17 protein-coding genes are annotated in these 19,079 nt (G+C 60.3%); 10 read left to right on the top strand and 7 right to left on the bottom strand.

Features of this window, described 5'->3' with window-relative positions:
- The first annotated feature begins 96 nt into the window (after positions 1–96).
- Positions 97–552 carry a YaiI/YqxD family protein gene (locus DJ564_RS31420; protein ID WP_109635789.1) on the top strand — a complete coding sequence of 152 codons (456 nt, stop codon included), beginning with the start codon at positions 97–99 and terminating at the stop codon, positions 550–552.
- A 117-nt stretch (positions 553–669) separates the two neighbouring features.
- On the opposite strand, the gene elbB is transcribed toward DJ564_RS31420, so the two are convergent.
- A complete protein-coding gene (gene elbB, locus DJ564_RS31415; RefSeq protein ID WP_109635787.1) occupies positions 670–1,338 on the bottom strand; it encodes an isoprenoid biosynthesis glyoxalase ElbB in 669 nt (222 codons plus the stop codon).
- A gap of 116 nt (positions 1,339–1,454) precedes the next feature.
- On the opposite strand from elbB, the gene DJ564_RS31410 reads away from it, so the two are divergent.
- Positions 1,455–2,690 (top strand): sterol desaturase family protein, encoded by a 1,236-nt coding sequence (locus DJ564_RS31410; protein WP_109635786.1) that lies wholly within the window; start codon positions 1,455–1,457, stop codon positions 2,688–2,690.
- On the opposite strand, the gene DJ564_RS31405 is transcribed toward DJ564_RS31410, so the two are convergent.
- The gene (locus DJ564_RS31405) at positions 2,671–3,294 is read right to left on the bottom strand and encodes a DedA family protein (protein WP_109635785.1); all 624 of its coding nucleotides are present in this window, start codon (positions 3,292–3,294) and stop codon (positions 2,671–2,673) included. The two genes, DJ564_RS31410 and DJ564_RS31405, sit on opposite strands and share 20 nt — an antisense overlap.
- Before the next feature lie 207 nt (positions 3,295–3,501).
- On the opposite strand from DJ564_RS31405, the gene hemB reads away from it, so the two are divergent.
- A complete protein-coding gene (gene hemB / locus DJ564_RS31400) occupies positions 3,502–4,515 on the top strand; it encodes a porphobilinogen synthase (protein ID WP_109635783.1) in 1,014 nt (337 codons plus the stop codon).
- A gap of 18 nt (positions 4,516–4,533) precedes the next feature.
- Entirely contained in the window at positions 4,534–6,756 is a 2,223-nt protein-coding gene (gene ppk1 / locus DJ564_RS31395; RefSeq protein WP_109635781.1) for a polyphosphate kinase 1, read from the top strand.
- Positions 6,757–6,949: 193 nt separating this feature from the next.
- On the opposite strand, the gene ppx is transcribed toward ppk1, so the two are convergent.
- The 5 genes from ppx to DJ564_RS31370 form a co-directional block, all read right to left on the bottom strand.
- Positions 6,950–8,452, bottom strand: coding sequence for an exopolyphosphatase (ppx, locus tag DJ564_RS31390; RefSeq protein WP_109636244.1), 1,503 nt, complete (start codon positions 8,450–8,452; stop codon positions 6,950–6,952).
- Positions 8,453–8,661: 209 nt separating this feature from the next.
- Positions 8,662–9,399 (bottom strand): amino acid ABC transporter ATP-binding protein, encoded by a 738-nt coding sequence (locus tag DJ564_RS31385; protein ID WP_109635779.1) that lies wholly within the window; start codon positions 9,397–9,399, stop codon positions 8,662–8,664.
- On the bottom strand, positions 9,386–10,036 hold the full coding sequence (locus DJ564_RS31380; protein WP_109635777.1) for an amino acid ABC transporter permease: 651 nt from the start codon (positions 10,034–10,036) through the stop codon (positions 9,386–9,388). The genes DJ564_RS31385 and DJ564_RS31380 overlap by 14 nt, the downstream gene beginning before the upstream one ends.
- Positions 10,033–10,701, bottom strand: coding sequence for an amino acid ABC transporter permease (locus DJ564_RS31375; protein WP_109635776.1), 669 nt, complete (start codon positions 10,699–10,701; stop codon positions 10,033–10,035). Before DJ564_RS31375 ends, DJ564_RS31380 begins: the two co-directional genes overlap by 4 nt.
- A gap of 21 nt (positions 10,702–10,722) precedes the next feature.
- Entirely contained in the window at positions 10,723–11,508 is a 786-nt protein-coding gene (locus DJ564_RS31370) for a transporter substrate-binding domain-containing protein (protein ID WP_109635774.1), read from the bottom strand.
- A 255-nt stretch (positions 11,509–11,763) separates the two neighbouring features.
- Here DJ564_RS31370 and DJ564_RS31365 point away from each other — a divergent pair, with 255 nt between their 5' ends.
- The 6 genes from DJ564_RS31365 (at position 11,764) to DJ564_RS31340 (ending at position 19,079) form a co-directional block, all read left to right on the top strand.
- Positions 11,764–12,471, top strand: coding sequence for a FadR/GntR family transcriptional regulator (locus tag DJ564_RS31365; RefSeq protein ID WP_109635773.1), 708 nt, complete (start codon positions 11,764–11,766; stop codon positions 12,469–12,471).
- A 123-nt stretch (positions 12,472–12,594) separates the two neighbouring features.
- Entirely contained in the window at positions 12,595–12,924 is a 330-nt protein-coding gene (gene trxA, locus DJ564_RS31360) for a thioredoxin TrxA (protein WP_007899382.1), read from the top strand.
- Positions 12,925–13,172: 248 nt separating this feature from the next.
- Complete coding sequence (rho, locus tag DJ564_RS31355; protein ID WP_007942421.1) at positions 13,173–14,432, top strand: transcription termination factor Rho; 1,260 nt, start codon at positions 13,173–13,175, stop codon at positions 14,430–14,432.
- 142 nt (positions 14,433–14,574) lie between these two features.
- Positions 14,575–16,575 carry an acyltransferase family protein gene (locus tag DJ564_RS31350; protein WP_109635771.1) on the top strand — a complete coding sequence of 667 codons (2,001 nt, stop codon included), beginning with the start codon at positions 14,575–14,577 and terminating at the stop codon, positions 16,573–16,575.
- Positions 16,576–16,644: 69 nt separating this feature from the next.
- Positions 16,645–18,111 carry a 4-hydroxy-3-polyprenylbenzoate decarboxylase gene (gene ubiD, locus DJ564_RS31345; protein ID WP_109635769.1) on the top strand — a complete coding sequence of 489 codons (1,467 nt, stop codon included), beginning with the start codon at positions 16,645–16,647 and terminating at the stop codon, positions 18,109–18,111.
- Complete coding sequence (locus DJ564_RS31340; RefSeq protein ID WP_109635768.1) at positions 18,111–19,079, top strand: CDP-6-deoxy-delta-3,4-glucoseen reductase; 969 nt, start codon at positions 18,111–18,113, stop codon at positions 19,077–19,079. Before ubiD ends, DJ564_RS31340 begins: the two co-directional genes overlap by 1 nt.

Here is a 19,079-nt window from a genome sequence, read left to right as displayed (position 1 = left end):
TGCGCTCATATCGCGGGCAAGCCCGCTCCCACAGGTTTAGCGTTAACCTTGTGGGAGCGGGTTTGCCCGCGATGCTTTTTAACAGAGGAAAACACAATGCGTGTCTGGATCGATGCCGACGCTTGCCCACGGGCGGCCAAGGATCTGGTGGTGAAGTTCGCCCTCAAGCGCCAGTACGAAGTGGTGCTGGTGGCGGGACAGCCGCAGATCAAACCGGGGCTGGCCCTGGTGAAGCTGATCGTGGTGCCCAGCGGTCCGGATGCCGCCGATGATTACCTGGTGGAACACGCGGTGCCGGGTGAGCTGGTGATTTGCAGCGATGTGCCGCTGGCCGACCGGCTGGTGAAAAAGGGCGTTGCCGCGCTGGATCCACGGGGCGAGGAGTTCGATGCGCAGAATATGGGCGATCGGCTGGCGGTGCGTAACCTGTTCACCGATCTGCGTGAACAGGGCCAGATGAGCGGCGGGCCGGCGCCGTTTGGTGAGCGCGAGAAGCAGGCGTTTGCGAATGCGCTGGACCGGATACTCACGCGGCTGACCCGCAAGGCCTGAGCCTTACCCAAAACAAATGTGGGAGCGGGCTTGCTCGCGAATGCGGTGTGTCATTCAGCATTGATGTCGACTGATACACCGCATTCGCGAGCAAGGCCGCTCCCACATTAGTTCGTGTTACACATCATTTTCGTGGGTCAGTTCGAGCACGCGGTCGACCAGTTTGTTGATACCCGATGCGGCCTCACTGATGCTCTGCGCCAGCATGTAAGCCGGGGTGCATACCAGTTTGCGCGCCTTGTCTTCGACGATATCGCTCACCGCGCATTCCTGGTGGGTGGCGCCCATCTTGTTCATGGCGGCAGCGGTATCGGCGTCGTTGCCGATGGTGCAGGTCACGCCCGGGCCATAGATTTTCGCCGCCAGCGCTGGCGAAATGCAGATCAACCCCACCGGTTTGCCCGCTTCGGCAAACGCTTCGGTCAGCGCCAGTACGTCCGGTTGAACGGTGCAGCCAGCGCCTTCGATAGCGAAGTTCGACAAGTTCTTGGCCGCGCCGAAACCACCGGGCACGATCAGCGCGTCGAAGTCTTCGACGCTAGCCTCACGAATATCCTTGATGTCGCCCCGGGCGATCCGCGCCGATTCCACCAGCACATTGCGCGACTCGGGCATTTCGTCGCCGGTCAGGTGATTGATCACATGCAATTGCGAGATATTGGGGGCAAAGCACTGCACCTCGGCGCCGCGCTGGTCCAGGCGCAGCAAGGTAATCACACTTTCGTGGATCTCGGCGCCGTCGTACACGCCACAGCCGGAAAGGATCACTGCAATTTTTTTGCTCATGGGTTTTTCTCCAGATTCATGGCGTTAAATGTCCACTAATTTGTCACTCGTTGCCATAGGGTTAATTCGCGGCTACACCTAGCATCTGTCCTCAAGATTCCGATCAGGGCGCGTCAATGGACTTCATTCTGTATGCGGTGCCGTTTTTCTTTGTGCTGATTGCCGTCGAGCTGCTGGCGGACCGTTGGCGCGGGGTGAGCAATTATCGGGTGGCGGACGCGATCAACAGCATCAGCACCGGTGTGTTGTCGACCACCACGGGCCTGTTGACCAAAGGCGTCGGCCTGGTGACCTATGCGTTTGCCCTCAAGCATCTGGCGCTGTTCGAACTGTCGGCCGACAGCGTTTGGGTCTGGGTGTTTGCTTTCGTCCTCTATGACTTCTGCTACTACTGGCTGCACCGCATGGGCCACGAGCGCAACATCCTCTGGGCCGCGCATTCGGTGCACCACCAGAGCGAGGACTACAACCTCTCCACGGCCCTGCGTCAGACCAGTACCGGCTTCCTGTTGAGCTGGATTTTCTACCTGCCGATGGCGGTGCTCGGCGTGCCGCTGCTGGTGTTCATCAGCGTCGCCGCGCTGAACCTGCTGTATCAATTCTGGGTGCATACCCGGCACATTCCCAAGCTCGGCTGGTTCGAGTGGTTCTTCGTCACACCGTCCAATCATCGGGCTCACCATGCACAGAACGCTCTCTACATGGATCGCAACTACGGCGGGGTGTTCATTATTTGGGACCGTCTATTCGGCTCGTTCCAGGAAGAAGACGACAACGAGCCGGTGATTTTCGGCGTGACCACGCCGCTGGCGAGCTGGAATCCGTTGTGGGCGAACGTGCAGTTTTACGCGCAGCTCTGGGATGACGCGCGGCGGGCGGAAAGCAAATGGGACAAGCTGCGGATCTGGTTCATGCGCACCGGGTGGCGGCCGGCGGATGTGGCGGCCAAGTACCCGATGAACAAACCGGACCTGAGCCAGTTCCGCAAATTCGAGGTGCCGCTGGACGGGCGTCAGCAGCTGTATGTGGCGCTGCAGTTCTGCGTCTACATTGCGCTGGGCAGCTACTTGATGAACCTTGAGCCGCGTTTGCCGACCGCCGCACTGGTGTTGGGCTGGGGCGCGGTGGCATTGGGCTTGTTTACGCTGGGCATGGCCCTGGAGAATCGCCCGCAGGCATTGAAGCTGGAGCTGTTGCGGCTGGCATCGAATGTGCCGCTGGTGTGGCTGGCGCCGGTGGTCGGGCTGTGGCCGGCCAGCGCGGTGGGCTGGATCGGCCTGCTCAGCTACAGCCTGCTCAGCGGCATCGGTCTCTACTGTTGCAGGGACCGCTTCACTCGATTGGCGTCTTAGTCTCGGCAGCCTTGGCCAGCTCGGCTTGCTCGTCGGCGTAGATCTTCTTCGCCAGGCGAGCATTCTTGAAGCGCCGACGCAGCCACAGACCCAGGCCCAGTACCAGCAGGGCGCCGAGCACCCATAGCTCGTACTTCTTGACGCTGCCCAGCATGCCCTCGAGCACCGCGCCGAAGTGATACGCCGCAGCGGCCAGTGCAGCCGCCCAGATCGCCGCACCAATCCCGTTCAGCAGCAAATAACGTCCCGGCGGATAGCCCGACAGGCCGATCGCCACCGGCATGACCGTGCGCAATCCATAGACAAAACGGAAACTCAGCACCCAGATGTCCGGGTGTTTGCGGATATGTTCCAGCGCCCGGTCACCCATCATTTGCCAGCGTGGTTTGCGCGCGAGCAATTTGCGGCCGTGCTTGCGCCCGAGGAAATACCACAGCTGATCGCCGGCATAACTGCCGCAGAACGCCACGATCGTGACGATCTTGATGTCCATGTATCCGCGGAACGCGAGGAAGCCTGCGAGCACCAGAATGGTTTCGCCTTCGAAGAACGTGCCGAGAAAAAGGGCGAAGTAGCCGAATTCCTGAAGAAATTGTTGGAGCATTGTCTGGATGCTGGCGAAATGAACGCGCAGCCTACGCCTTCGTGCACATTCATGAAAGTGTCCAAATGTGTCTCGACGTGAACAATTCCTACAAGGACAATGGAATGCGGCTACGTGACGCAGGGATGCACATAACTGTCATACGTTGGTCATAATGGCCGCTTATAACTGTCACGCTCGCCCCCAGCGCGGGCTCAGGAGTCTGCCGTGAGCTTTACCCCCGCCAACCGTTTGTTTCCTGCAACCCGCCTGCGTCGCAACCGCCGTGATGATTTCTCGCGTCGACTGGTCCGTGAAAACTTTCTGACCGTCGATGACCTGATCCTGCCGGTGTTCGTGCTGGACGGTGAAAACCGTCGCGAAGCGGTGGCGTCGATGCCGGGCGTGGAGCGCCTGACCATCGATCTGTTGCTTGAAGAAGCGGCCAAGTGGGTCGAGTTGGGGATTCCCGCGCTGGCGCTGTTCCCGGTGACGCCACCGGAGCTCAAGTCCCTGGACGCCGCCGAAGCCTGGAACCCTAACGGCATTGCCCAGCGCGCCACCCGCGCACTGCGTGCGCAGTTCCCGGAACTGGGGGTGATCACCGACGTGGCGCTCGACCCGTTTACCACCCACGGTCAGGATGGCATCCTCGATGAAGAAGGCTACGTGCAGAACGACATTACTGTCGACGCACTGGTCAAGCAGGCCCTGTCCCACGCAGAGGCCGGCGCTCAGGTGGTAGCCCCGTCGGACATGATGGACGGTCGCATCCAGGCCATCCGCGAAGCCCTCGAGCTGGCCGATCACGTCAACGTGCGGATCATGGCCTACTCGGCCAAGTACGCCAGCGCTTATTACGGCCCGTTCCGCGATGCGGTGGGTTCGGCGCTGAACCTGGGCAAGGCCAACAAGGCCTCCTATCAGATGGACCCGGCCAACAGCAACGAAGCCCTGCACGAAGTGGCGGCGGACTTGTCAGAAGGCGCGGACATGGTCATGGTCAAGCCGGGCATGCCGTATCTGGACATCCTTTACCGGGTCAAAGAAGAATTTAAAGTGCCGACCTTTGTGTATCAGGTCAGCGGTGAATACGCCATGCACATGGCGGCCATCCAGAATGGCTGGTTGAGTGAAGGGGTGATCCTTGAATCCCTGACCGCTTTTAAACGTGCAGGTGCTGATGGCATCCTGACTTACTTTGCCGTGCGTGCCGCTCAATTGTTACGAGAGCAGAAATAGCCCTCCCAGGAACATTCCATGAATACCGAAGGACTCACTGAAGTTGCCGTAAAAGAAGCTCAACCGGTGGTCGAGCAAATCGCCGAGACCCCGCCGGAGCTGGAGCCCGCTCCGCCCGCGGCGGTCACGGAACCCGTGACCGCCGCGCCGGCGATTGCCATTCCCGGCCTGGATGACAGCAGCCTGTATATCCATCGCGAGCTATCGCAACTGCAGTTCAACATCCGCGTGCTGGAACAGGCGCTGGACGAGTCCTATCCATTGCTGGAGCGGCTGAAGTTTCTGCTGATCTTCTCCAGCAACCTGGACGAGTTCTTCGAGATTCGCGTGGCCGGCCTGAAAAAGCAGATCACCTTCGCCCGTGAACAAGCCGGCGCCGATGGCCTGCAACCGCACCAGGCCCTGGCCCGCATCAGCGAACTGGTACACGGTCACGTCGACCGCCAGTACGCGATCCTCAACGACATTCTGTTGCCGGAGCTGGAAAAACATCAGGTCCGCTTCATCCGTCGGCGTCACTGGACCACCAAGATCAAAACCTGGGTGCGCCGCTATTTCCGCGACGAGATCGCGCCGATCATCACCCCGATCGGCCTCGACCCGACGCACCCGTTCCCGTTGCTGGTGAACAAGAGCCTGAACTTCATCGTCGAACTCGAAGGCATCGACGCCTTCGGTCGCGATTCCGGTCTGGCGATCATCCCGGCGCCACGCCTTTTGCCGCGCGTCATCAAGTTGCCGGAAGAAGTGGGCGGCGCGGGCGACAACTATGTGTTCCTGTCGTCGATGATCCATGCGCACGCCGATGACTTGTTCCAGGGCATGAAGGTCAAGGGCTGCTACCAGTTCCGCCTGACCCGGAACGCCGACCTCGCGGTCGATACCGAAGACGTGGAAGACCTGGCCCGCGCGTTGCGCGGCGAGTTGTTCTCCCGTCGCTACGGTGACGCGGTGCGGCTGGAAGTCGCCGACACGTGCCCGAAACACCTGTCCGACTACTTGCTCAAGCAGTTCAACCTGCACGAGACCGAGCTGTATCAGGTCAACGGCCCGGTCAACCTGACTCGCCTGTTCAGCATTACCGGCCTGGACAGTCAGCGCGCCCTGCAATACATGCCGTTCACCCCGCAGATCCCGAAACTGCTGCAGAACAGCGAGAACATCTTCAGCGTGATCAGCAAGCAGGACATCCTGCTGCTGCACCCGTTCGAGTCGTTTACCCCGGTCGTCGACCTGCTGCGCCAGGCCGCGAAGGACCCGCATGTCTTGGCGGTCCGCCAGACGTTGTACCGCTCCGGCGCGAACTCGGAAATCGTCGATGCGCTGGTCGATGCCGCGCGTAACGGCAAAGAGGTTACCGCGGTAATCGAGTTGCGCGCGCGGTTCGATGAAGAGTCCAACCTGCAACTGGCCAGCCGTCTGCAAGCGGCCGGTGCGGTGGTGATTTACGGCGTGGTCGGCTTCAAGACCCACGCCAAGATGATGCTGATTCTGCGTCGCGAGGCCGGCGAGATCGTGCGTTATGCGCATTTGGGCACGGGCAACTACCACGCGGCCAACGCCCGCCTGTACACCGACTACAGCTTGCTGACCTCGGACGACGCCTTGTGCGAAGACGTCGGCAAACTGTTCAGCCAACTGATCGGCATGGGTAAAACCCTGCGCATGAAGAAGCTGCTGCACGCGCCGTTCACGTTGAAGAAGGGCATGCTCGACATGATTGCCCGCGAAACCCAGTTCGCCCTCGACGGCAAGCCGGCGCACATCATCGCCAAATTCAACTCGCTGACCGATCCGAAGATCATCCGCGCGCTGTACAAGGCCAGCCAGTCTGGCGTGCGCATCGATCTGGTGGTGCGCGGTATGTGCTGCCTGCGGCCGGGCATCGCCGGGGTCTCGCACAATATTCACGTGCGCTCGATCATCGGTCGCTTCCTGGAACACACCCGGGTCTTCTACTTCCTCAATGGCGGCGAAGAGCAGATGTTCCTGTCCAGCGCCGACTGGATGGAGCGCAACCTCGACAAGCGCGTCGAGACTTGCTTCCCGGTGGAAGGCAAGAAGCTGATCATGCGGGTCAAGAAAGAGTTGGAACTGTATCTCACCGATAACACTCACAGCTGGAGCCTGCAGGCGGACGGTCGCTACATCCGCAATACGCCAACCGGCAACCAGAACCCGCGCAGTGCGCAGGCGACCTTGCTGGAGCGGTTGGGTAGTCCGATCCTGACTGTTCGATAAAGCAGATTCGGCTGGGCAAAAAAAGGGCGATCCATGTGGGTCGCCCTTTTTGGTTTCCTACCTACCTGTGGCGAGGGAGCTTGCTCCCGCTGGACTGCGTAGCAGTCCCCTTCATTTCAGGGATAGACGGGGGCGCTTCGCACCCAAGCGGGAGCAAGCTCCCTCGCCACAGGGAATGTGTTCGCGCAGGTTTTTAGCGCACGTTCAGCGTGAAGCTGACCCGGGTCAGCCATTCCGCTTCAAGGGCGAAATCGGCCTGGGTCAGTTGGTTTTCGTCCAGCCAGTTTTCCGGAAATAGCACATCGAGGCTGTCGCGCTTGGCGTGCAAGACGACCTGCGGCATTTCCTGGGTGCCGCGGATGTGATGGAACAGAATCGCAAAGCGCAGCAGCACGCACAGGCGAATCAGCTTGATGCCGTCATCGCCAAAATCGGCAAACCGGTCCTTGGGAATATTGCGCCGGTGACCACGCACCAGTAGCGCGAGCATCAGTTGGTCTTCGCGGGAGAACCCGGCGAGGTCCGAGTGCTCGATCAGGTAGGCGCCGTGCTTGTGGTACTGATAGTGGGCGATGTCCAGGCCCACTTCATGGACCTTGGCGGCCCAGCCGAGCAGTTCGCGCCAGACGCCGTCGTCCAGGTCCCAATCCTTGGCCACTTGATCAAAGGCATGCAGGGCTTTGCGTTCGACCCGCGCCGCCTGTTCCAGATCGACGTGATAACGCTCCATCAGCGAGCTGAGGGTGCGTTCACGGACGTCTTCATGGTGATGACGGCCCAGCAGGTCATAGAGCACACCTTCGCGCAGGGCGCCTTCGCAGTGGTCCATGCGTTGCAGTTCGAGGGCGTCGAAGATCGCTTCGAGAATCGCCAGGCCGGCAGGAAAGATTGCGCGGCGGTCAGGCTTGATGCCTTCGAAGTCGATTTTCTCGACATCGCCCAGCTTCATCAGTTTGCGCTTGAGCCAGGCCAGGCCTTCGGCATTGACCTCGCCTGTGCCATGACCGCCGGCCTTCAGCGCCAGGCCGATGGCGCGGATGGTGCCCGAGGAGCCGATGGCTTCATCCCAGGTCAGGCGGTGCAGGGCGTGTTCGATGCTCATGATCTCCAGCCGCGCTGCGGTGTACGCCTGGGCGTAGCGGGCCGGGGTGATCTTGCCGTCCTTGAAGTAGCGCTGGGTGTAGCTGACGCAGCCCATTTGCAGGCTTTCGCGCAGCAGCGGTTCGAAGCGCTGGCCGATGATGAATTCGGTACTGCCGCCGCCGATGTCGGCCACCAGGCGTTTGCCCGGGGTGTCGGCGAGGGTGTGGGACACGCCGAGGTAGATCAGGCGCGCTTCTTCACGGCCGGAGATGACTTCCACCGGGTGACCGAGGATTTCTTCGGCGCGACGGATGAATTCATTGCGGTTGCGGGCTTCACGCAAGGCGTTGGTGCCGACGATCCGTACGGCGCCGGATGGCATACCGTTGATCAGTTGGGCAAAACGCTTCAGGCAATCGAGCCCGCGCTGCATGGATTCTTCGTTGAGCTGGCGCTCTTCGTCGATGCCGGCGGCCAGCTGCACCTTCTCCCCGAGACGTTCGAGAATACGGATTTCGCCGTTCTGGGCCTTGGCCACGACCATGTGAAAGCTGTTGGAGCCCAGGTCGATTGCGGCGATCAAGGACAGATTCTTGGCTTGGGATTGCGGCATGGTCATGGGGTCTCGGTCGATAACCTCGACATCGTGCCACGATCAAACGCTGCCGCCAACGCGCAGCGTTCAAAGCCTTGATCCAGCGCAGTTCCAGACAATGACCGCTGCGCGGTCAATCGCTAGCAGGCTAGCTCCCACATTGGAACGCGTACCCCTGTGGGAGCTAGCCTGCTAGCGATGAGGGCATTTAAGACGCTGAGGTTCTTTCAGGCTGTCGCTTCTACCGTCCCGATGAAATTCGCCAACTCCGCCGTCTGCGGATTCGCAAACAAAATCTTCGGATCCCCCACCTCATGCACCTTGCCATGGTGCATGAACACCAACTTATCCCCAACCTCCCGGGCAAAGCGCATTTCATGGGTGACCATGATCAGCGTCATCCCTTCTTTGGCCAGCTGCCGAACCACGCTCAGCACCTCATTGACCAGTTCCGGGTCCAGCGCCGAGGTGATCTCGTCGCACAACAAGACTTTGGGTGACATCGCCAACGCCCGGGCAATCGCCACCCGCTGCTGCTGTCCGCCCGACAGCCGATCCGGAAAGGCATCAAACTTTTCGCCCAGCCCGACCCGTTCCAGCATCTCCCGCGCCAGTTCGACCGCTTTGGCCTTCGGCACTTTTTGCACCACCTGCGGTGCGAGCATCACGTTTTCACCCACGGTCAGGTGCGGGAACAGGTTGAACTGCTGAAACACCATCCCGACTTTTTGCCGCAGGCTGCGCAAGTCGGCGCGGGCGGCGTCGAGGTATTCGCCGTCGACTTCAATTACGCCGTCGTTGATCGATTCCAGGCCATTGAGGGTGCGCAGCAAGGTGGATTTGCCTGAACCGCTGCGGCCGATGATCGCCACTACCTGGCCTTCCTCGACGCTCAGGTCGATGCCTTTGAGCACATGGTGGTCGCCGTAATATTTATGCAGGGCGGAAATTCTAAGCAGAGGCATGCAGTCTCCTTTCCAGATAGCGCGCACTGAGGGACAAGGGGTAGCAGAGCAGGAAGTAACCGAGGGCCACGAGGCCATAGACCATGAAGGGTTCGAAGGTCGCGTTGGCGAGCATGCCGCCGGTCTTGGTCAGTTCGGTGAAGCCGATGATTGAGGTCACGGCGGTGCCTTTGACTACTTGCACCGAGAAGCCCACGGTTGGCGCCACGGCGATGCGCAGCGCTTGCGGCAGGATCACGTAACGCAGTTGCTCCAGCGGATTGAGCGCCAGGCTCGACGAGGCTTCCCACTGGCCGTTGGGAATTGAATCGACGCAGCCGCGCCAGATCTCCGCCAGATAGGCGCTGGTGAACAGCGTCAGGGCCAGTGCCGCGGCCATCCACGGCGAAATCTCCACGCCGGCCAGCGCCACGCCGAAAAACACCAGAAACAGCTGCATCAACAGCGGCGTACCCTGGAACAACTCGATGTAGGTGCGGGCAATGTTGCGCGGCAGGGGCTTTTTCGAGAGGCGCATGACCATGATCAGCAAGCCGATCAGTCCGCCGCCGATAAACGCCACCATCGACAACGCCAGGGTCCATTGCAGGCCGGTGAGCAGGTTGCGTACGACGTCCCAGAAAGTGAAATCGCTCATTGGCTGCTCCTCGAAATGTAGCGACGGCCGATCCAGTTCAACAACTGGCGGATCAGCAGCGCCATGCACAGGTACAGCAGCGTGGTCAGGGCATAGGTTTCAAAGGCGCGGAAGTTGCGCGATTGAATGAAGTTGGCGGCAAAGCTCAATTCCTCGGTGGCGATCTGTGAACAGACCGCCGAGCCGAGCATGACGATGATGATCTGGCTGCTCAGCGCTGGCCAAACCTTGCCCAGTGCCGGCAGCAAGATCACGTGGCGGAACGCTTCGAATCGGCTCATCGCCAACGCAGCAGCGGCTTCCAGCTGTCCCCGGGGGATCGCCTGGATGCCGGCGCGGATGATCTCGGTCGAATAGGCGCCGAGGTTGATCACCATCGCCAGCACCGCCGCCTGCCATTCGGAAATCTGTACGCCCAGTGATGGCAAACCGAAGAAGATGAAAAACAGCTGCACCAGGAACGGTGTGTTGCGGATCAACTCGACGTAAACCGCGAAGATCGCCGAGAACGGGCGAATGTTCCACGCCCGCACCAGCGCCCCGACAATGCCCAGGCCCACCCCGAGCACCGCACCGATGGCGGTCAGCTCAAGGGTGAACAACGCGCCGCGCAGCAGCAGGTCAGTGTTTTGCACCACCGGCAGGAAGTCGAACTGATAGGCCATATCAAGTCTCCCGGGCGACGATCAGAGATCGGCCGGCAGCGGCTCTTTGAGCCAGGTCTGTGAGTTCTTTTCCAGCGCGCCGTCGGTCTTGGCGGTGGCGAGGATCTGATTGACCTTGCCCAGCAGCGCCGGCTCGTTCTTGTTCACGCCGACATAGACGGGCGAGTCCTTGAGCTTCACTTTCAGCGCAGGCACGCGTTTTGGATTTTTCTCGCTGATGGCCACCATCACCACGTTGCCACTGGCGATCAAGTCGACTTGCCCGGCGAGGTACGCGGCGATGGTCGAGTTGTTGTCTTCGAAGCGCTTGATCGTCACGCCCTCTGGAGCGACTTTGGTCAGCTCGATGTCTTCGATGGCGCCCCGGGTGACGCTGACGGTTTTGCCCTTGAGGTCGTCCAGGCCTTTGATGTCAGCATCAGGCGGGCCGAACACGGCGAGGTAGAACGGCGCATAGGCGCTGGAGAAGTCGATGACTTTCTCGCGCTCGGGGTTCTTGCCCAGGCTGGAGATCACCAGGTCGACCTTGCCGGTGGTCAGGAACGGGATGCGGTTGGTGCTGTTGACCGGCGTTAGCTCAAGCTTGACCTTGAGTTGGTCGGCCAGCAGTTTGGCGGTGTCGATATCGAGGCCGCGAGGTTTCATGTCCGGGCCGACCGAACCGAACGGTGGAAAGTCCTGAGGCACGGCCACTTTGAGGACGCCGCGTTTGACCACATCCTCCAGGCCGTCGGCGTGAGCGGGCGCCTGGCTCAGCATCAGGCTGGCAAACAGGGCAGTGAGAAGGGCGCTGTAACGCAGGGTCATGGCGAATCTCCGGATCGGCGAGGAATGAATGCTGCGGATCGACAGAGCACGGGCCATGCCAAGAAGCGGTTTTGGGTGGCGCAGGCCACGGTTTTGCTGACTCGTTCGGTCTTACTGGTCTGAACAGTGGCGGGGCGTTTCGCACCCTCATGGCGCACCCGTGAAAGGTGCCGAACCCCCATGGGGCACGACTTGCCGAGGGCAGCGAATAGCTTTACAACTAGCCGCTCATTGTCCTGGTTCATCTGAAAAACCATGAATTCGATTTCCCGAGCCGTACCTGAAGTGGCGCTGCAAGCCATCCGAAAACTGATCGCCGAGCAGGGTTTCGCGCCGGGCGATGCCTTGCCTTCGCAACGGGATCTGGCGGTGCAACTGGGGGTCAGTCGGGCATCGCTGCGTGAGGCGCTGTCGTCGTTGAGTGCGCTGGGCGTGATCAGTATCCAGCCGGGCAAGGGCGTGTTCGTGCAGTCGCCGGTCGATTTGCCGGGGGGCGATGGGGCGCTGAGCTGGCCATTCGCGGCCCAGGCATCGCCGTTGGATATTTTCCAGTTGCGCTATGCCCTGGAAGGTTTTGCCGCCGGTTTGGCGGCGGTGACGCTGAGCACGCACGAGCTCGATACGCTGGAGGACAACGTGGCCGCCATGCGCAATGAATTGAAGGCCGGCGACTTCGAAGCAGCGGCGCGACTGGATTTCGATTTTCACCGACGCATTCTTCTGGCCAGCGGCAATCAGGCGATGCTGAGCATCCTCACCGCCAGCGCCGACATCTTTCTGGAGAGCCAGAAGCTACCGTTCATCCGGGCCGAACGCGCCATGGAAACCTGGCAGGAACATCGCAAAATCCTCCGCGCGCTGGCCCGGCGCTCGTCCGGCGCGGCGCAGAAAGCCATGCAGGAGCATGTACGCAATGCCGCCTTGCGCACCGGAATTGCCTTCGTCGCTCCCGCCACCCCGTGACTTGAGCTATACCCAAAGTCATGCGGCACCATAGCGAGACTCAATCAACTGCACCTTCCTGAACGGGGGAAGGGCGGCTATGATGGGCCACGTTTTTTTATTGCTTACAACCCGGAGACATCCATGAGCAGCGATCTTATCAAGCACGTCACCGACGCTAACTTCGAAGAAGAAGTACTGAAGGCTGCTGGCCCTGTGCTTGTTGACTACTGGGCTGAGTGGTGCGGCCCTTGCAAAATGATCGCCCCGGTTTTGGACGAGATCGCTGGCACCTACGCTGGCAAGTTGACCGTTGCCAAGCTGAACATCGACGAGAACCAGGAAACCCCGGCCAAGCATGGCGTGCGTGGTATCCCGACTCTGATGCTGTTCAAGAACGGCAACGTTGAAGCGACCAAGGTCGGCGCACTGTCGAAGTCGCAACTGGCTGCCTTCCTCGACGCCAACATCTAAGCGTTGTTATAAAGCGTCATGAAAAGGCCCCGCATAATGCGGGGCCTTTTCGTTATTGAGGGCTAGACGCTCCGAAACTCAGGTGGTACATTCGGCCCCGCACTGGTTTCTCCACTGCCCCCTGCTAGCCGTCGCCGACGCACTCCTTTTCGAATAAGTACGCGATCCTGTCGCCTTCTCTGCGGCGCGGCCTCATTAAGCCAAAAGCTTAATTTCCCCCCCTCCATAAATGATTACGTCATTCCTATATGAATCTGACTGAACTCAAGCAAAAGCCGATTACCGAACTGCTCGAATTGGCCGAACAGATGGGCATAGAAAATATGGCCCGTTCGCGCAAGCAGGACGTGATTTTCTCCCTGCTCAAAAAGCACGCTAAAAGCGGCGAGGAAATCTCCGGTGATGGCGTGCTGGAGATTCTCCAGGACGGCTTCGGCTTCCTGCGCTCCGCTGACGCTTCCTATCTCGCCGGTCCGGACGACATTTACGTCTCGCCGAGCCAGATCCGTCGCTTCAACTTGCGCACCGGTGACACCATCGTTGGCAAGATCCGCCCTCCGAAGGAAGGCGAGCGTTATTTCGCGCTGCTCAAGGTCGACACGATCAACTACGATCGTCCCGAGAACGCGAAAAACAAGATTCTCTTCGAGAACTTGACCCCGCTGTTCCCGACTGTGCGCATGAAGATGGAAGCCGGCAACGGTTCCACCGAAGACTTGACCGGTCGTGTCATCGACCTGTGCGCCCCGATCGGCAAAGGCCAGCGCGGTCTGATCGTTGCACCGCCGAAAGCCGGTAAAACGATCATGCTGCAGAACATCGCAGCCAACATCGCGCGTAACAACCCTGAAGTTCATCTGATCGTATTGCTGATCGACGAACGTCCGGAAGAAGTAACCGAAATGCAGCGCACCGTGCGCGGCGAAGTGGTTGCCTCGACGTTCGACGAGCCGCCAACCCGCCACGTGCAGGTTGCCGAAATGGTGATCGAGAAGGCCAAGCGCCTGGTCGAGCACAAGAAAGACGTGGTGATCCTGCTCGACTCCATCACCCGTCTGGCTCGCGCCTACAACACCGTGATCCCGAGCTCCGGCAAAGTGCTCACCGGTGGTGTCGATGCCCACGCCCTGGAGAAACCGAAACGTTTCTTCGGCGCCGCGCGGAACATCGAGGAAGGCGGTTCGCTGACCATCATTGCCACCGCGCTGGTTGAAACCGGCTCGAAGATGGACGAAGTGATCTACGAAGAATTCAAAGGCACCGGCAACATGGAACTGCCTCTGGACCGTCGTATCGCTGAAAAACGCGTCTTCCCGGCCATCAACATCAACCGTTCCGGCACCCGCCGCGAAGAGTTGCTGACGGCCGACGACGAGTTGCAGCGCATGTGGATCCTGCGCAAGCTGCTGCACCCGATGGACGAAATCGCTGCCATCGAGTTCCTGGTCGACAAGCTGAAAACGACCAAGACCAACGACGAGTTCTTCTTGTCGATGAAGCGTAAGTAAGGCGGTTTTACATCCGCTAAAAATGGCGTCCTTCGGGGCGCCATTTTTTTTGCGCGAAAAATGGGAGGTTTGTGATTAACTCCGGTCAGTTAAAAAACAAAAAACGATCGTAAAAACAATCAACTGACTGGCCTTACTGTTTATGAGCACGCTTGCTTATCGAAGGGACATCGACGGCTTACGCGCAATCGCCGTGATTGCTGTGGTGCTGTTCCACTTTGGTGTTCCAGGGTTTACCGGCGGATTCGTCGGCGTGGACATCTTCTTTGTCATATCCGGCTACCTGATCACCTCGATCATCTGGAACCAGCGTCAGGCCGGGCGTTTCAGCTTTGTCGATTTCTGGGCCCGCCGTGCCCGACGAATCCTCCCTGCGTTGTTTGCGATGATCATTGCCGTGCTGGCGGTGGGTTGGTTCCTGCTGGCGCCCAAGGACTATGAAGAGCTGGGGCGCTCGGTGCGTTACCAGGTGATGTTTGTTTCCAACATCCTGTTCATGCGTCAGGACGGCTATTTTGATGTCGCTTCCGACCTCAAACCGTTGCTGCATACCTGGTCACTGGCGGTTGAAGAGCAGTTCTATATCGTCTTCCCGCTGTTGCTGACGCTGTTGTCGAGCCGTCTCAAGCATTGGCGACTGGCGCTGTTCGCGGTGTTGCTGGTGTCGTTCGGGCTCAGTGTCTGGGCCGTTGCGCATCATCCCGAGAAAGCGTTTTTCCTGTTGCCGATGCGTGCGTGGGAGCTGTTGGCTGGCGCGATGCTGGCTGTTGCGCCCAGAAGCCAATGGCGTCTGACCACCGCTGGCGCTCAGATGGTCAGCCTGGTCGGGTTCGGGATGATTCTACTGGCGGTCGTGGGTTACGACAGAAGCACGCCATTTCCCGGTGCCGCAGCGTTGCTGCCGACCCTGGGTGTGGTTGCGCTGATCTGGGCCAACGGCCACCGGCAGACCCTGGTCGGTGAATTGCTGGCCAGTCGTGTGCTGGTCGGCCTCGGGTTGATTTCCTATTCCTGGTACCTGTGGCATTGGCCGGTGTTTGTCTTTGCCAGTTACGCCAGTGTCGAGGAGCCCGGTCCGTTTGATATTGCCGGCCTGATTCTGCTCACCCTGGTGCTGGGTTACTTGTCGTGGAAATTCGTCGAGACGCCGTTCCGCGAGCGGCGGCTGTTGGCGGGGCGTCGGCAGGTGCTGGTGGCGGCCGGTTTCGGCATTCTGGTGTTGGGCCTGGCCGGCCAATCGTTGCGCTGGACCGATGGCTTGCCGTCGCGCCTGTCCGATCAAGCGTTGCAGTACGCCGAGGCGAAGGAATGGCGACCGGAACTGATGCGTTGCCTGGCCGACGACAAGACCCCTGACGACAAGCTTTTCTGTCATTACGGGGCGCCAGCACTGTCGTCACAGGTGCTGGTCTGGGGCGACAGTCACGCCACCGCCCTGATTCCGGTGTTCGATGAGGGCGCGCAAAAACATGGCATCAGCGTGATTCTCACCAGTTCCCCGGGCTGCATCCCGGTGGAAGGGCTTGAGCACGATCAACGGTGCGTCCGTTTCAATCGTCGGGTCGAGCAGGCCTTGAAACCACAAACGGTGGGCGACGTGGTGCTGGTCGCGCGCTGGAGCCTGTATCTCTATGGCGATGCGAAGGGCGATTTCGGGCATGCTCTGAAAGATTCCCAAGGTCGTTACGACCGGACCCATGCCGAGCAGCGACTCGCCGAAGGATTACAGGCGACCGTCCGGCAATTGCGCAATGGCGGGCACCGCGTCTGGCTGATCAAGGAGGCGCCGCTGCAACCCTTCAGTCCGCCGTACCGCCTCAGCCGCCTGGCCATGTTGCACCGTCCGACCGATGACGTCGGGTTGGCAGTGGCCGAGCACTTCAAGCGTCAGGCGTTCATCAGCCAACTGTTTGCGCAAGTGGCGGCGGCCAACCCCGGCGTAACCGTGGTCGATCCGGCGCCGTTGTTGTGTGATCAAGCGGGTCTGTGCCGCGCCGAGCTCGACGGCCATTCGCTGTATACCGACGACAATCACCTGTCAGAGGTCGGTGCGCGCTTCATCGCGCCGGTGCTTGATCCGCTGTTCAACCGCTTGCAAGCCCGGACGACACTGGGCAATGGCAACGCAAATGCGGCCAAGTAATCAGCGATAAGCTGCCAGCGGACGGCAGAGCAGGTAGGATGTACGCCTATTTTAGGGGTGCCATCGTCAATGAAATTCAAGGATCTTCGGGATTTCGTGCAGCAGCTTGAGCAGCGCGGAGAGTTGAAACGCATCCAGATCCCCGTCTCTCCAGTGCTGGAGATGACCGAGGTCTGTGATCGCACGCTGCGGGCAAAAGGCCCGGCGCTGTTGTTCGAGAACCCGACCGGCTACGACATTCCAGTGCTCGGCAACCTGTTCGGCACCCCCGAGCGGGTGGCCATGGGCATGGGCGCCGAGGCGGTCAGCGAACTGCGCGAGATCGGCAAGCTGCTGGCCTTCCTCAAAGAGCCTGAGCCGCCGAAGGGCTTGAAAGACGCCTGGTCCAAGCTGCCGATCTTCCGCAAGATCATTGCGATGGCGCCGAAAGTCGTCAAGGATGCGGTGTGCCAGGAAGTGGTCATCGAAGGCGACGACGTCGACCTGGCGATGCTGCCGGTGCAGACCTGCTGGCCGGGCGATGTCGGCCCGCTGATCACTTGGGGCCTGACCGTCACAAAAGGTCCGAACAAGGACCGCCAGAACCTCGGCATCTACCGTCAGCAGGTCATTGGCCGCAACAAAGTCATCATGCGCTGGCTGAGCCACCGTGGCGGCGCACTGGATTATCGCGAATGGTGCGAGAAGCATCCCGGCCAGCCGTTCCCGGTCGCCGTGGCGTTGGGCGCTGATCCGGCGACCATCCTCGGCGCCGTGACGCCGGTACCGGACAGCCTCTCCGAATACGCCTTCGCCGGTCTGCTGCGCGGCAACCGTACTGAACTGGTGAAATGCCGCGGCAATGACCTGCAAGTACCGGCCACTGCGGAAATCATCCTTGAAGGCGTGATCCATCCGGGCGAAATGGCCGACGAAGGCCCATACGGCGACCACACCGGTTACTACAACGAAGTCGACAGCTTCCCGGTGTTCACCGTCGAGCGCATCACCCACCGGATCAAACCGATCTACCACAGCACCTACACCGGCCGTCCGCCGGATGAGCCGGCGATTCTCGGTGTAGCGCTGAACGAAGTGTTCGTGCCGATCCTGCAGAAGCAGTTCCCGGAAATCACCGACTTCTACCTGCCGCCGGAAGGTTGCTCGTACCGCATGGCCATCGTGACCATGAAGAAGTCGTATCCGGGCCACGCCAAGCGGGTAATGCTCGGTGTCTGGTCGTTTTTGCGACAGTTCATGTACACCAAGTTCGTTATCGTCACTGACGACGATATCAATGCGCGGGACTGGAACGACGTGATCTGGGCCATTACCACGCGCATGGACCCCAAGCGCGACACGGTGATGATCGACAACACGCCGATCGACTACCTCGACTTCGCCTCGCCGGTCTCCGGCCTGGGCTCGAAGATGGGGCTCGATGCCACGCACAAATGGCCGGGCGAAACCACTCGCGAGTGGGGCCGGGTGATCGTCAAGGACGACGCCGTGACCCAGCGGATCGATGCCATCTGGAATCAGTTAGGAATAGATTGATGCGTGTAACCTTGCAGCCCTCCGGAGCAGTGCTACAGATTCTGCCCGGCGAGCGGATTCTCGATGGCGCGCGGCGCCTGGGCTATGAATGCCCGCAAAGCTGCCGCAACGGTAACTGCCACGTGTGCGCGGCGTTGCTGGTGGAAGGGCGGGTCGAACAGGCCGGCGATGTGCGTGACCATGGCGAGTTCTACACTTGCATAGCAGAGCCGCTGGAAGACTGCATCGTGCTGTGGGATGGCGTGCTCGCGCTGGGAGAATTGCCGGTGCGCAGCTTGTCGTGTCAGGTCATTGAGTGCAGGGACGTGGGTGGCGATACCTTTCGCGTGCATCTGCGAGCGCCGGCGGGCAAGCCGCCGCGTTATCACGCTGGCCAGTATTTGATGATCGAGCGTGAGAACGGCGAGAAATCCGCCTTCTCCCTGGCCTCGGCCCCGCATGGCGGGCGAGACCTGGAAATCCATGTACTGGCGCGCGAAAGCAGTGCGCAAAACCTGATCGAACAACTGCAGCGCAATCCGATGGTGCGGATCGAGATGCCGTTCGGCGATACCCATCTGGCGGAATTGCCGGACGGTCCGCTGGTGCTGATCGCCGCAGGCACCGGCATGGGCCAGATCCACAGCCTGATCGAACATTGCCGGGCCGCGGGGTTTAAACATCCGGTGCATCTGTATTGGGGTGTGCGTCGTCCCGAAGACTTTTACGAAATCGAACATTGGGACGAATGGCTGAAACTCCCGAACCTGTTTCTGCATAAAGTCGTCAGCGATCAATGCGGCTGGCAGGGGCGTTGCGGGATGCTGCATGAGGCGGTGTGTGAGGATTTCCCTGATCTGAAATCCTTGCACGTGTATGCCAGCGGCTCACCGGCCATGGTCTACGGCACACTGGATGCGTTGGTTGAAGCGGGGATGGATGCTCATCAGATGCGCGCGGATGTGTTTGCGTACGCGCCACGGTCTTAA

The organism is Pseudomonas sp. 31-12 (assembly GCF_003151075.1).
In the GTDB taxonomy this organism is placed as follows: domain Bacteria; phylum Pseudomonadota; class Gammaproteobacteria; order Pseudomonadales; family Pseudomonadaceae; genus Aquipseudomonas.
This window is presented reverse-complemented; position numbering and strand designations above follow the sequence as displayed.